Source organism: Thermobacillus composti KWC4 (assembly GCF_000227705.2).
Taxonomy (GTDB): domain Bacteria; phylum Bacillota; class Bacilli; order Paenibacillales; family Paenibacillaceae; genus Thermobacillus; species Thermobacillus xylanilyticus.
In genome coordinates, this window is the sequence record NC_019897.1 from 2,889,695 (window position 1) to 2,903,097 (window position 13,403).

Consider the following 13,403-nt stretch of genomic DNA (forward strand, 5'->3'; position numbering starts at 1 on the left):
TTCGGCATGCCGCGGCGCCCGTTATCGGTAATCGCTGCCGGTCGTAATGTCGCCGGATGGCGCAAAACCTTCGACCGAGCGTTTCTTCTCGTAAAACTTCACCGCCCGGGCCAGAATTCCTTCGCGGGTGTAGAACGGATCGTCCGGCGCAAGCGGCAGCCGGACCGCCTGACCCGTCGCGCCCGCTTTGTAGACGGCGGTGATGAACTCGAGCGTCCGCCGTCCGTCCTCGCCGCCGATCAGCGGCTTCCCGCCGGTCCGGATCGCGTTCAGCACATCGGCGTATTGTCCGGCGTGGCCTTCGTGCTCAAGATCCGGAATGGCGTCATAAGCTTCCTGAAGCTTCCGTTCCAGCTCCGGATTCGGCTCCGGGAAGCCGTTCGGCTTCGCGATGCCGGCCTTCGGCCGCCAGGGCGCCGAGATGCGTGCGCCGCTGCATTGGAAGACAAGCTGCTGTTCCTCGCCGTGATGGACGACGGAGCTGGTGAGCTGGCCGAGCGCCCCGTCCGCATAGCGGAAAATCGCGACGGACAGATCCTCCACTTCCGCGTTGTCATGCGCCGTGTTCGCAAGGTACGCCTGCACTTCCACGGGCATGCCGGCCATCCAGAGCATCGCGTCGATATGATGAACGGCGTGATTGATCGTGCAGCCGCCGCCCTCCTTCTCCCATGTGCCGCGCCACCAGAGATCGTAGTAGCTGTAGCCCCGCCACCAATGGGAATCGACCTGCACATGCAGCAGTTTGCCGGCGAGCCCGGAATCCAGCATCCGCTTCAGCTTCATGAGCGGCGTGCGGAACCGGTTCTGGGCAATGACCGACAACACCTTGCCGCTGTCCGCCGCGGCGGCCAGCATCCGGTCGCATTCCTCCAGCGAAGCCGCCATCGGCTTCTCGACGATGACGTGCCGTCCCGCGCGCAGGAACAGAATGGCGAGTTCCGCATGCGTGTAGGGCGGCGTGCAGACGGACGCGAGATCGAAGTCGAGATCGAGCAATTTCTCCGCATGATCTGCCACGACAGCCTGCTCGAGCCCGAAGCGGGCTTTGAGCGCTTCGGCTTTTTCCGGCACAATGTCGCACAAGGCGACAATCTCCCATTGCCCGGGAAATGATGCACAAGCTTCGACATGCGCCGGAGCGATCGCGCCGCAGCCGATCAACGCGACGCGGACGGGACGGTTGGCCGACATGTTCTCATCCTCCTTGGGGCGGCGTATGGACAATCGGCGAACATGCGCGCGGTGCCCTTCAATAGATCTTGCGCCCGCGCGCATCCGGTATGCCGGATTTCCGCCAGAAATAGGTGTTGATGACGTCGCGCCATTCCTTCGCGTGTTCCGCCTGCTCCTCAAGCCGTCTCAACACTTGCAGGAACCGGCCGGCATCGATCCGGCCCTTCAGGCCGGACCACCGCGCCACCAGCCCGCGGGCCTGCTCGGCGCCCTCGAAATGCGTGTCGTAGATATGCTGGATCACCGTCTTGCCGGAATGCAGCCGGTGCGTGTACGGCACATGGTGGAAGAACAGCAGCAATTCATCCGGGCACTGCTCAAGCGATTCATAGATCTCGGAGTGCGGCTTGTGGTACTGGGCCGTAAAGCCCGTCCCCGTCTTCACCGTCCGGTCGACGCCGATGCCGCGGCAGTCGGCGAAGTGGTACGTCCCCCACTTCGAATATTCGTATCCGTCGACGTTCGGACCGTAGTGGTGTCCGGGATTGACCATCCAGCCGACGCCGAGCGGCGCCGTATAGTTCTCGTAAATGCGCCAGGAGTCCAGCAGCATCTCCGCAATCGTACGGACCGTCTCGGGATCGCCGCCGAACGTCAGCCGCACCCATTCATCGGTGATGTCTTCTGCGGACAGCTCCGGATTCCACGCCAGCCGGCCGAATCCGTACAGATTCGCCTGCGCCAGCAGATGGCCGGTCCAGTTCGGATCGTCGCCGATGTTGGAGACGCCCGCGATGCCGCCCGTCTCGCGACCGAACGCGCTGCCGCTTGCGATGCGCGCCACGGTCGTCCCTTCGCCGCAGGCATAAGTGTCGAAATCGAGCACTTCCTTCCATTGCGGCACCAGGTAGCAGAGGTGGCGCTGCTGGCCCGTGTACTCCTGCGTAATCTGCAGCTCGAGCATCTGGTTCGTCCGCGTGAGGCCCCCGAACAGCGGCGACACGGGCTCGCGCACCTGGAAATCCATCGGCCCGTTCTTGATCTGCAGCAGCACATTGTCCTTGAAGCGGCCGTCGAGCGGCACGAAATGGTCATACGCCGCCTTCGCACGGTCCGTCGTCCGGTCGCGCCAGTCCTGCAGGCAGTTGTAGACGAAACAGCGCCAGATGACGATGCCGCCGAACGGTTCCAGCGCCTCGGCCAGCATGTTCGCGCCGTCCGCGTGGTCCCGGCCGTAGGTGAACGGCCCCGGCCGGAATTCGGAATCGGCCTTCACGAGGAAGCCGCCGAAGTCCGGAATCCGGCGGAAGATGGCTGCCGCGCGCTCGCGCCACCACGCGCGCACCGCCGGATCGAGCGGATCCGCCGTCGGCAGGCCGCCGGCCTGGATCGGAGCGGCGAAGTTGATGCTGAGCATGAGCCGGATGCCGTATTCGCGGAAAATGTCGGCCGTCGCCGCGACATCGGGCAGCAGTTCGTCCGTGATCAGCTTCGTTTCCGTTTCATGCACGTTGACGTTGTTGATCGTCAGCGCGTTGATGCCGATCGATACGAGCAGCCGGGCATAATCGCGGACGCGCGTCTTGTCCGCAATAAATTTTCCATCACGGAAGAAAATGGATTTCCCCGCGTAACCCCGCTCGATGCTGCCATCCATATTGTCCCAATGATTGATCATGCGCAGCGGATTGCGCGGGCGATCCGCGATATCCAGTTGCTCGAGAGCGCGATCGTTCAGGCTGCCGATGGACGCGAGCCGGAGAAAATGGAATGCGCCGTACAGCAGCCCGCGCGCCGTGCCGCCCGCCAGCAGCACCGCCCGGACGTCTCCCCGGCGGACGGTTCGGATGACGAAACCATCCGCATGCAATGCCCCGGCTTCTTCTCCGGCAAGCAGCCCGAGGCCGGCGGCGCGTTCCGCCGTCGCGACGACCAGCGCCCGCCCCGCGCCGGGCGTGTCCGCTGCATCCGCATCCGCGTCGAGCACATCCGTGACGACCGGCTCGATGCCGAGCAGCGACGCCAGCGCCGCCGTCAATTCGCGTCGAACGGTGCCGAGCATGCCTTCCCGCTCCGGCATCACGATCCGGCTGCACCAGCCGATCAGCGCCTCGGCCTGCCCCGCCGGCAATCGGTCGTACCGGAGCCAGGCATCGTAACCGGTGTCGGAAGTGGCGTTCGCGACGGACATGAATGAATCCTCCTTATGTACGCTAAGTGATGACCCGTGATAGGATAGTTGCAGGAACCTTTGCTGCGATCCGTATTCCGCACATGAACGCGTCAGCAAGCCGAACGAAGGAGGCTCAGTGCCCATGGCATTGTCCCAATACGATCATCTGGTGCCCGAAGTGGTGCTCTTTGTCGACCGGCGCTGTTACCCCGACTGGAAAATCATCCGGAGGCCGATCGATTTCCATGACCTGACCTTCGTCGTCGGCGGCAAGGCCGACTACTACGTCAACGGCGTAAAACATACCGCCGAAGCCGGCAACCTGATCTACATTCCGCCGGGGTCGATTCGTGAAGCGCATACCTATGCCGACTCGCCGATGCATTCCTACGCGTTCAATTTTCTGTGGCTGCCCCCGAACAACGAGACCCGGCTGCCGCTTGCGACCATCACGAAGTTCCGGCTTACGGGACCGCTGCTGGAGCAGATCAAGGCGTTCAACCAGATCTGGATGAGCAAGCAGCCCGGATACAAAATGCAGGCGCGCGGCCAGTTTCTTCTGATCCTCCACCGGCTGCTCGTCACGGCGCTGCACCGGACGGAAGATCTGGCCCCCGATCCGCGCATCGAGCGGATGAAGGCCTACCTCGCCGAGAACTACGCCGAAGATCTCGACATCGGCCGGCTGGCGGAGCTCGCGGGCCTGCACCCGGTCTATCTCGGCCGGCTGTTCAAACAGCAGACCGGCGTTTCCTTCCGCGCGTTCCTGAACACGATCCGCGTCAACAACGCCGAAGCGATGCTCGCCGCCGGCGGCTTCACTGTCAGCGAAGTGGCCGAACGATGCGGCTTCAAGGACGTCGCGTACTTCAGCAACGTGTTCAAAGCGGTCAAAGGCTACCCGCCTTCTTCCATCGCAGCGAAGGGATGGACGCCTGAAAAAATTTAAACTCTTATATCGTAAAAACAGAACGCCGAAGCGTTCCGTTTCCCTTTCATTATAGGAATGAAGCACCGTGAACCGCCATAGAAGAACAATAGAACATTTGTAATTTTCCAATATGTTTTTTTGTTCCGGTGCTTCTTCATGTTTTCGACGTCAGGGCGGTGCGGTATTCCTTCGGCGTCATGCTCACGACTTTCTCGAACTGCGCCGCGAAATACTCGGGATTGCTGAAGCCGACTTCCGCCGCGATCTCGTAGATGCGCATATCCGTCTGGCGGAGCAGCCGCTTCGCTTCCTGGATGCGCAGATCCAGCAGAAAATCGTTGAAATAGACGCCGTACGTTTTCTTGAACAGCTGCCCCAGGTAGACCGGGTTCATGTAGTATTGCTGCGCGATGACCTTCAGGCTGATGTTCTCGCGGAAATGGCGCTCGATGTGCTGTTTGATTTTGTGGATCGAGCCTTTCGCCTTTTCTTTGCGAAGCTCCGCCATGTAATCCGACGCTTCTTCGACGAACGCTGCCGCAAGCCGCTTGAGCCCCTGCAGCGTCATCGGCTTTTCCTGCCATCCGGCGAGCGCCGTGCAGCCGGCCAGCGCCTGTTCGTCGCCGTCCATCGCCTGCACCGTCCGGTTGACGGCCCGGATCAGCCGCGCAATCGACGCCGCGACCGCGTCCGGAGCGAACCGTGACGAGCGGAACGTGTCGAAGATTTCGTCGAGCACCGCTTCCGCCGCGTTGGCATCGCGCTCTTCCATCGCGTGAAGCAGCCGGTCGAACAGATCGGACGGCAGCTCCGTCCGGACGAGCGCCAGGCCTTCCGTATCCTTGCCGGACAATACGGCCTGCCCGTCAAGCGCATATTTGTAATCCATCGTCTGCTTGGCGGACCGGTACGAGCGATGGATCTGTTCCGGCGTCCCGGCCGGCTTGCCCACATACAGGCGCAGGACGCCGCCGCGCAGCCGGACGGCCTGCCGCAGCTTCTCCGCCGCCGCTTCCCACGATGGCAGGCTCTCGCCGAGCGGGAGCAGCAGGCCCGCGGTCCACTCGCCGTGCTCGTGCAGCAGCGGTTCCCGGCCGCCCGTCAATGCGGCCGCCGCCCGGATCAGCTCCGCCTTCCAATGGCCCGCGTCGGCGGATTCCGTGTCAGCCTCCGCGCCGACATCGTTCACTTCCGCAATGATGTAGCAGAGCTCACGGCCGGCGGGAAGGCCGAGGGCGGCCGCCGCGCCGGGGATGTACGGCTTATCCAGCCTTCCCGTCAGCAGGCTCTCGAGCAGCGACAGATGCAAGGCCGGATGTCCCGCTTCCAGCAGCTGATCCCGCTTTAACGATTCAGCAACACGCTTCAGCGTGTCCTCCAGCTCCGCCTCGTCGATCGGCTTCAGGATGAAATCCTCCACGCCGAAGCGGACCGCCTGCTGGGCATACTTGAAGTCATTGTATCCGCTGATGATGATGAATTTCGGATTTCCGATCTCCTGCTCCTTGACCGTCCGGATCAGCTCCAGACCGTCCAGCACCGGCATGCGGATGTCGGTCACGACGAGGTCCGGCTGCTCGTCCCTGATCATCTGGAGCGCTTCTTCGCCGTTCTCCGCTTCCGCCACGATCTCGAATCCAAGAGAGTTCCATGGTATCAAGCCGCGAAGTCCCGTGCGCGCGAAGACTTCGTCATCGACGAGCAATACTTTGTGCATGACCGTTGCTCCTTTCGCATCGTTGCATTTGCTCGTTTGCGCAACTTCGCATGCGCGCTCTTCCCCGGTGTTCGGCAGAACGTCGATTTCGCCGGATACAACTATCCGCCTGGTTAAAAAGTAGGTCTCCCTCACAATCTGTAACCGCTTACATCCACAAAAGTTTCGCCCATGCCGTTTTCTTTTCAGTTTACAGAAATGAACGGGTGGACGGAACTTGAAAAAATATAGTTTTCATAGCAAAAATTTAAGACTCAATTTACATCCCGGGAAAATCATTGTACATTTCATTCAACAGATTTCCAACTCCTAATTTCTGTTTCACAGGCATGATGTCAGTGATCCGGAGGGGCGGTAAGATGAGGCAAGGCGGCAGAACGAAAGCCGCGCGCAGCGGCGCGGCGCTCCTCGCGGCCGTATTGCTGCTGCTGGCGCTCGGCTGCTCGGCGCGCAATGCCGGAGAGCCGGATGCTGCGGCAAGCGGCCCGGTTATGGAGGAAGAGGCGGGCAGCGGCGGACAGACGCGGGAGAACGCCGATGCGGAGAGCGATGCGGCGGCCACGGAAGAAGAGGCCGCAGCTAAGGTTGAACCGACGGAACCGGCCGTCCAGACCGATATTCCGTCGCTGGCCGAAGCGTATGCCGACGATTTCCCGATCGGCGCGGCCATCACGCCGGAACAGACGGAAGGTCCCATGGCCGAACTGCTGAAGAAACACGTGAACATGCTCGTGGCCGAAAACGTCATGAAGCCGATGCTGCTGCAGCCGACGGAAGGCCAGTTCCGCTTCGGGCAGGCCGACCGGATCGTCGAGTTCGCCAGGGAGAACGGCATGCAGCTGCGGTTCCACACGCTCGTCTGGCATCAGCAGACGCCCGCCTGGTTCTTCCATGACCGGGAAGGCAAACGGATGACGGACGAGACCGATCCCGCGAAGCGGGAGGAGAACAAGAAACTCTTGCTCGAGCGGCTTGAGAACCATATCCGCGTCGTCGTCGAACATTTCAAGGACGACATCACATCGTGGGATGTCGTGAACGAAGTGGTCGAGCCGTCGGACCCGGGCGGCCTCCGCAACAGCGAATGGTACCAGATCGCGGGAATCGACTACATCGAGACGGCGTTCCGCGCCGCGCGCGAAGCGGCCGGTCCGGATGCGAAACTGTACATCAACGACTACAACACGAACGAACCGGCGAAGCGCGACCGGCTCTACGAGCTGGTGAAGGAGCTGCTGGACCGCGGCGTGCCGATCGACGGGGTCGGCCATCAGACGCACGTCAATGTCGACTGGCCGTCCGCCGATTCGCTGATCGAGTCGATGCGGAAGTTCGCCGGGCTCGGCCTCGACAACATCGTCACCGAGATGGATATGAGCATTTACGCGTACAACAACCGCAGCGATTACGGCGACGACATTCCCGAGGCCGTGATTCAGAAGCAGGCCGACCGGTACCGCGAATTTTTCGAAGCGTTCAGGGACAACCGGGACTTCGTGAGCGCCGTCGTCTTCTGGGGGATCGCGGACAGCCACACGTGGCTGCACGATTTCCCCGTTCAGGGCCGGACGGACGCGCCGCTCCTGTTCGACAGGCAGCTGCAGGCCAAGCCGGCGTTCTGGGCCGCCATCGAAGCGGCGAAGTCTTGACGCACTTGAACATGACACATTTGAATTCCACTGGAGGAGCATGCCGAAATGACGGAAGCAAAGCAAGGGGCGTTTCATACCGGACAATACCGCAACGTCATAGCAGAGTACGGACTTGCATCGGAACAGGAAGCCGCGGGGCGGCTGCAGGACACATGGGATCAGCTGTTCGGCGAGTACGGCGATCATGCCGAGACGCGCATTTATTATGAGGCCGGTCCGGATATGGGCTACCTGCTCGATACCGGCAATCTCGACGTCCGCACGGAAGGCATGTCGTACGGCATGATGATGGCCGTGCAGATGGACCGCAAAGATATTTTCGACCGGATCTGGCGCTGGGCGATGACCTGCATGTACATGACGGAAGGCGAGCATGCGGGGTATTTCGCCTGGTCCTGCCTGCCGGACGGTTCGCGCAACTCGAACGGCCCCGCTCCGGACGGCGAAGAATATTTCGCGCTCGCGCTGTTCTTCGCTTCGCACCGCTGGGGCGACGGCGAAGGCATCTTCGATTACGGTCGCCAGGCCCGGGATCTGCTCCGCACCTGCCTGCACAAAGGCGAGGACGGCGTCGGCCGGCCGATGTGGAACCCGGACAACAAGCTGATCAAATTCATCCCGAACTGCGAGTTCACCGACCCGTCTTACCATCTGCCCCACTTCTACGAACTGTTCGCTCTGTGGGCTTATCCCGAAGACCGGGCGTTCTGGCGGGAAGCGGCGCAGGCGAGCCGGGCATTCCTGAAGACCGCCTGCCATCCCGTCACCGGCCTGGCGCCCGAGTATGCGTTCTATGACGGAACGCCGAACCATGTGCGCGGTTTCGGCCATTTCTTCAGCGATTCGTACCGCGTGGCGGCGAATATCGGACTCGACTGGGAATGGTTCCGCGCCGACCCGTGGAACGTGAAGGAAGCGAACCTGATCCAGGCGTTCTTCGCGGACAAAGATCCGGCCGATCTGCGCCGGTACACCATCGCGGGCGAGCCGTTCGACGAGCCGGCCCTTCATCCGACCGGCCTGATCGCGACGAACGCGATGGCGTCGCTGGCGGCGGACGGCCCGCATGCCCGCCGGGCGGTCGAGCTGTTCTGGCGGACGCCCGTCCGCACCGGCAATCGGCGCTATTATGACAATTGCCTCTATTTCTTCGCAATGCTGGCGCTGACCGGAAATTACCGGATCTGGATGTCGTCCGGGTCGTAACGCACCGACATGTCAACGGAGATCGTGTATGCCCGACAAAAAAGCCGGTCAATGAGCCGGCTTTTCGTCATCCTTTGCTTCCGCACTGCGCACGGCTCAGCGGACCTGACCATCGCTTTCATCGCGAAATCGGCTGCGGCAACCGAAGCCTGGAGAAGCAACCGTTCGACGATCCAAGGTATATATCCCCTGAAGCATCACGGTTGATCAGTCCGCTCTTCGTGTCCTCCTCACGCCCGTCCGGGTAATCAATCCGCACGTCCCGCAGCCGGCGGAGCACCCGACCATCCGATACATCCAACACAAGCAGATCTTCACCGTAAGGCATGAGCAGCGCGTCACCCGCTACAAGCGGACTTACGGGAGCGCGCCAACCGGACTTCAAAGGTCCGATGTACGCCGTCTTCCACACCATCCTCCCGCTGTCGAGATCGAAAGCAGCCGGTATGCCGTCCAACAGAAGATAGACCCGGCTGCCCTCGACCACCGCGCCCGAGCCTCTGCCCGGAAGCTTCCATTGTTCCCGTCCGGCGGACGAATCGTATAACACCGTCTCGAACCGCCCGGCTTCGTCATCCGGCGACCGTTCGATCAGCAGCCAGCGGCCGTCGAAGGCCGTGACATATTCGCCGGGATTCACCGGGTAGACCGCTTCCACGAGGCCCTGGACCATATCGATCTTTGCGATGCTGCTGCCGAACGCCGCCCAACGGATGCGGCTGCCGGACGAGAACCGGTCCGTTCTTGCGTCCGTGAACACGTTCTCGAAAGGCTGCAAGTCCGGACCAGGCGGATTCCCAGCCTCCAGTTCCCATACGCGCTTGCCATCGGCGGGGCGGTATGCCGTGAGCGTTCGTTCATGTTGAACCAGCACGTACGGATCGCCCGGACGGTTGAGCACCCGGAACGATTCGGCGTATTCGCGCTCCCACATCAGCCGGCCGGTGTCGGCATGGTAGACACGCAGCTTTCCGTCGCCATCAGCCGCGTTCTCGGGCGGTACGGCATAGATGACCGCACCGGCCGCAAGGCGGAGACTGCCGTGCCCCTTCGGCAGCACCTGTTCCCACAGGACGGCGCCATCCCGCAGCCGCAGCCGGCGGATTCGCTCCTCGTGCTGCCCCGCATCCGGGTCGTAATGGGTCAATACGGCCGCATCGCTGCGTTCGGGATCGACCTCCGCATCCGCCCACCCGGAACCGGCGTCGATGCTCCAGAGCAGTTCGCCGGTTCCGCGGTCCAGCGCGTAGATGGTGCTGTCCTGATGAAGACCGCTGAAGCCGCCGTCATCTCCCCGCAGCAGCAGTTCCTCGTCCGTAGCGCCGAGCAGATAGTGGAATGCCAGCTTTCCCTGATACCGCCATACCCAATCCGGATCGACGGACGGCGCCGGTTCCGGCGAATAGCTTTCAATTTCCGCAGGATCAGAATCTGCAAATGCGGCATCCGGCGGTCCGCCCGGCAAGCCGTCATTGTCCCGCACACCATCCGCAGCCCGGACATCACGCCCTTGTTCAGCCATCGCCCCGGCCGCATTCCCGCACCGTACCCGTTCATTGCCGCCGTCCAGACAAGCGGTCGCCAGTGCTCCGAGCAGGATCGCCGACATCATCAGCACAACGGTATGTCTTCGCCAACGCACATCTCCCATTTCTTCATCCATCCTGTCGCCATCCATTTATGGGAATAGACGCCGCCAGTTGACGAAATGTTCAGGTCCGCTCGACCGCGCCCTTCGGTTCCCGGAGCGTCCATTTCAGCATGGGCGGCGCGGCCAGCGTCGTGAAGACGACGACCAGAATGACCGTCGTATAGAGGTCAAGCGGCACCAGCCCGTTCCCGAGTCCGAGCGACGCGATGATCAGCGCCACTTCCCCGCGCGACACCATGCCCGAACCGATAATCAGGGAGGACTTCCGGTTGAAACCGGTGAGGCGGGCGCCCAGCCCGGCGCCGATCAGCTTCGTCAGCACGGCGAGGACGGACAGGACGATGAGCTCCAGCCATTGTTCGGCCAGACCGTCGAACGAGACATGCAGTCCGATGCTGACGAAGAAGACCGGAACGAACACCGGGTAGGCGATCCGCTCGACCCCCCGCTCCACCTTCTCCTTGAACTCGGTGCGGGACACGGCCAGTCCGGCGGCGAACGAGCCGATGATGCCGGCCATCCCCGAATATTCCGCGGCGAAGGCCATCAGCAGCACGATGACGATGGCCGCGCTCAGCACCGGCTCGGTAACCGACAGACGGGCCGATTGCCGGAGCAGGAACGGAATGCCTTTCCATACCATCAGGACGACCACGACGGTGAACGCGGCCATCAGGCCGATCACCGTTGCGAGGCTGACCCCGCCGGACGCCAGCAGGCCGAGGACCACGGCCAGTCCGATGACGACCAGGATGTCGTCCGCAATGGCGGCGCCCAGCACCGTCGTCGCTTCCCTGCCGCCCAGTTTCCCCAGCTCGCGGAACGTCTGGACCGAAATGCTGACGGATGTCGCCGACAGCAGCAGCCCGAGGAAAATGGCATGTGCGGAATCGAGTCCGAACGACAACCCGACGGCGTACCCCCCCAGCAGCGGAAACAGGATTCCACCCGTCGCCACCGCCAGCGAGGACGTGCGGTTCTCGTTCAACATCTTCAGGTCGGTCTCCATGCCGGCCAGAAACATGAGCAGCAGCACGCCGATTTCAGCGAATACCTCGACCCAATGGGACGACTCCACCCATCCAAGCACGGCCGGCCCGACGAGGACACCCGCCAGCAGCTTGCCCAGCACGGAAGGCTGGCCCAGACGAATCGCCAGCTCCCCCGCAAGCTTTGCTGCCGCCACGATGATGGCAAGCTGCAGCATGGCCTCCAATATAAAATCCAAATCGTTCCTCTCCTTCCATAATTTATCCTAATACAAAGAGAAGCCCGTCGGTGACAGGCTCCTCCCAAATCTTCCGTATGAAGTTTTCGCGCACGGTGAAGATTATAGATTACCTCGTCCTGACAGTCAAGAAAGCGGTTGACGCCTTCTCCAAGGGAGACGGCCCCGCCGCGTGCACGGAACAATGTCATCCGGAGGTCCGGCGATGGGAAGAAGAACAAAAGTCCGTTCGATCGGTTCCGATCTGGCCGGCGACATCCAGACGATGCTCGGGTCTCCCCCGGATCTGGTCTGCCGTTCCCTGATCCCGGACGGGGACCGCATCGTGCAATGCATCTATCTGGATTCGCTGGTCGACAAGCGGACCATTGACGAGTTCATCGTAATCTCCGTTCAGCAGAACACGTTCGCCGATGGACCGGCAGCTTCCGGCAACCAGTATATTCAAGAACTGCCGTTCACGGCGCCGTATGAAACCTTGCGGCAACAGGTGTTGCAGGCGGTTGTCACCGGCAAATGCGTGCTGATCGACGCCGCACGGGAACGGCTCAGCCTCATTGACACGTACAATGCGCCGGGCCGCCAGGTCGATGAACCGAAGACCGAGCCGACGATCCGCGGCGCTTACGAAGGGTTTACGGAAAATATCCGGATCAACATCGGCCTGATCCGCAAGCGCATCGTCAATCCGTCGCTCCGGTTCGAACAGATGACGATCGGCAGCCAGAGCGGTTCGACCGTCATGATGGTCTATATGGAGAACCTCGCGCCGGAAACGCTTGTTCGGGAAGTGAGAAGCCGGCTGGCCGCCATCCGGACGGACAGCGTACTGGAAAGTTCCTATGTGGAAGAGTACATCGAGGATCGGATTCTGACGCCTTTCCCGACGCTGCTCGACACCGAACGGCCGGACAAGACGGCCGCCCACCTGCTGGAAGGCAAGGTGGCCGTCATGGTGGACGGCACGCCCTTCGTCCTGATCGCGCCGCTTACGTTCTTCGAGTTGTTCAGTTCACCCGAAGACTATTACCAGCGGGCGGACATTGCGACGTTCATCCGCTGGATCCGGCTGATCTCGTTCTTCGCCGCCGTCTTCGCGCCTTCCCTGTTCGTCGCCGCCACGACGTTTCATCAGGAGTTGATCCCGACTGAACTGCTCATCAGCCTGACCGCCCAGCGGGAAGGCGTGCCGCTGCCGGCCTTCCTGGAAGTCATGCTGATGGAGATCGTGTTCGAGATCATCCGGGAAGCGGGGCTGCGCATGCCGAGGGCGGTCGGACAGGCGCTGTCGATCGTCGGCGCGATCGTCCTCGGACAGGCGGCCGTGGAAGCCGGGCTGATCTCCGCCGCGGTCGTCATCGTCGTCGCGGTGACCGGCATCACCAACTTCGTCGTGCCGGTGTACAGCTTCGGCATGTCGCAGCGGCTGCTCCGGTTTACATTCATCCTGCTGGCCGGGTTCATGGGGCTGTTCGGCGTCCTGTGCGGCGCGCTGTTCCTGCTCGCCCATCTGGTGTCGCTGAAATCGTTCGGCGTCCCGTACCTGACCCCGCTCGCGCCGGCCAACAAGGACGACTGGCGCGATGTACTGATACGCGCGCCCCGTCCCTCGATGAAACCGAACCTTCTCCCCGCGTCCATCCGGCGGCTGAAACGAAAGTAACCGGGA

At 62.1% G+C, this 13,403-nt stretch carries 9 protein-coding genes; 4 read left to right on the forward strand and 5 right to left on the reverse strand.

The annotated features are described in order from the left end of the window. Positions 1 to 21 precede the first annotated feature (21 nt). Together THECO_RS13485 and THECO_RS13490 are read right to left on the reverse strand one after the other, a co-directional pair. Positions 22 to 1,194 carry a Gfo/Idh/MocA family protein gene (locus tag THECO_RS13485; protein ID WP_015255605.1) on the reverse strand — a complete coding sequence of 391 codons (1,173 nt, stop codon included), beginning with the start codon at positions 1,192 to 1,194 and terminating at the stop codon, positions 22 to 24. 58 nt (positions 1,195 to 1,252) lie between these two features. Then, the gene (locus THECO_RS13490; RefSeq protein ID WP_015255606.1) at positions 1,253 to 3,367 is read right to left on the reverse strand and encodes an alpha-glucuronidase family glycosyl hydrolase; all 2,115 of its coding nucleotides are present in this window, start codon (positions 3,365 to 3,367) and stop codon (positions 1,253 to 1,255) included. Positions 3,368 to 3,491: 124 nt separating this feature from the next. Between THECO_RS13490 and THECO_RS13495 the strand changes: the two genes are divergently transcribed. Continuing rightward, a complete protein-coding gene (locus THECO_RS13495; RefSeq protein WP_015255607.1) occupies positions 3,492 to 4,298 on the forward strand; it encodes an AraC family transcriptional regulator in 807 nt (268 codons plus the stop codon). Positions 4,299 to 4,434: 136 nt separating this feature from the next. Here THECO_RS13495 and THECO_RS13500 read toward each other — a convergent pair whose 3' ends face one another. Beyond that, positions 4,435 to 5,997, reverse strand: coding sequence for a response regulator transcription factor (locus tag THECO_RS13500; RefSeq protein WP_015255608.1), 1,563 nt, complete (start codon positions 5,995 to 5,997; stop codon positions 4,435 to 4,437). 359 nt (positions 5,998 to 6,356) lie between these two features. On the opposite strand from THECO_RS13500, the gene THECO_RS13505 reads away from it, so the two are divergent. Both THECO_RS13505 and THECO_RS13510 read left to right on the forward strand, forming a co-directional pair. Continuing rightward, positions 6,357 to 7,646 (forward strand): endo-1,4-beta-xylanase, encoded by a 1,290-nt coding sequence (locus tag THECO_RS13505; protein ID WP_015255609.1) that lies wholly within the window; start codon positions 6,357 to 6,359, stop codon positions 7,644 to 7,646. A 48-nt stretch (positions 7,647 to 7,694) separates the two neighbouring features. After that, positions 7,695 to 8,855, forward strand: coding sequence for a glycosyl hydrolase family 8 (locus tag THECO_RS13510; RefSeq protein WP_015255610.1), 1,161 nt, complete (start codon positions 7,695 to 7,697; stop codon positions 8,853 to 8,855). A gap of 118 nt (positions 8,856 to 8,973) precedes the next feature. On the opposite strand, the gene THECO_RS13515 is transcribed toward THECO_RS13510, so the two are convergent. Both THECO_RS13515 and THECO_RS13520 read right to left on the reverse strand, forming a co-directional pair. Next, complete coding sequence (locus THECO_RS13515; protein WP_198285727.1) at positions 8,974 to 10,506, reverse strand: outer membrane protein assembly factor BamB family protein; 1,533 nt, start codon at positions 10,504 to 10,506, stop codon at positions 8,974 to 8,976. Positions 10,507 to 10,567: 61 nt separating this feature from the next. Beyond that, positions 10,568 to 11,713 carry a cation:proton antiporter gene (locus THECO_RS13520; RefSeq protein ID WP_198285806.1) on the reverse strand — a complete coding sequence of 382 codons (1,146 nt, stop codon included), beginning with the start codon at positions 11,711 to 11,713 and terminating at the stop codon, positions 10,568 to 10,570. 226 nt (positions 11,714 to 11,939) lie between these two features. Between THECO_RS13520 and THECO_RS13525 the strand changes: the two genes are divergently transcribed. Further along, positions 11,940 to 13,397: a spore germination protein gene (locus tag THECO_RS13525; protein WP_015255614.1), complete on the forward strand. Its 1,458-nt coding sequence runs from the start codon at positions 11,940 to 11,942 to the stop codon at positions 13,395 to 13,397. The last annotated feature ends 6 nt before the right edge of the window (positions 13,398 to 13,403 follow it).

Excerpts from the sequence above, each read along its gene's own strand:
- THECO_RS13490 (WP_015255606.1), bottom strand. The coding sequence starts at position 3,367 with ATGTCCGTCGCGAACGCCACTTCCGACACCGGTTACGATGCCTGGCTC.
- THECO_RS13520 (WP_198285806.1), bottom strand. The coding sequence starts at position 11,713 with ATGCTGCAGCTTGCCATCATCGTGGCGGCAGCAAAGCTTGCGGGGGAG.
- THECO_RS13525 (WP_015255614.1), top strand. The coding sequence starts at position 11,940 with ATGGGAAGAAGAACAAAAGTCCGTTCGATCGGTTCCGATCTGGCCGGC.
- THECO_RS13510 (WP_015255610.1), top strand. The coding sequence starts at position 7,695 with ATGACGGAAGCAAAGCAAGGGGCGTTTCATACCGGACAATACCGCAAC.
- THECO_RS13485 (WP_015255605.1), bottom strand. The coding sequence starts at position 1,194 with ATGTCGGCCAACCGTCCCGTCCGCGTCGCGTTGATCGGCTGCGGCGCG.
- THECO_RS13505 (WP_015255609.1), top strand. The coding sequence starts at position 6,357 with ATGAGGCAAGGCGGCAGAACGAAAGCCGCGCGCAGCGGCGCGGCGCTC.
- THECO_RS13495 (WP_015255607.1), top strand. The coding sequence starts at position 3,492 with ATGGCATTGTCCCAATACGATCATCTGGTGCCCGAAGTGGTGCTCTTT.
- THECO_RS13515 (WP_198285727.1), bottom strand. The coding sequence starts at position 10,506 with ATGGGAGATGTGCGTTGGCGAAGACATACCGTTGTGCTGATGATGTCG.
- THECO_RS13500 (WP_015255608.1), bottom strand. The coding sequence starts at position 5,997 with ATGCACAAAGTATTGCTCGTCGATGACGAAGTCTTCGCGCGCACGGGA.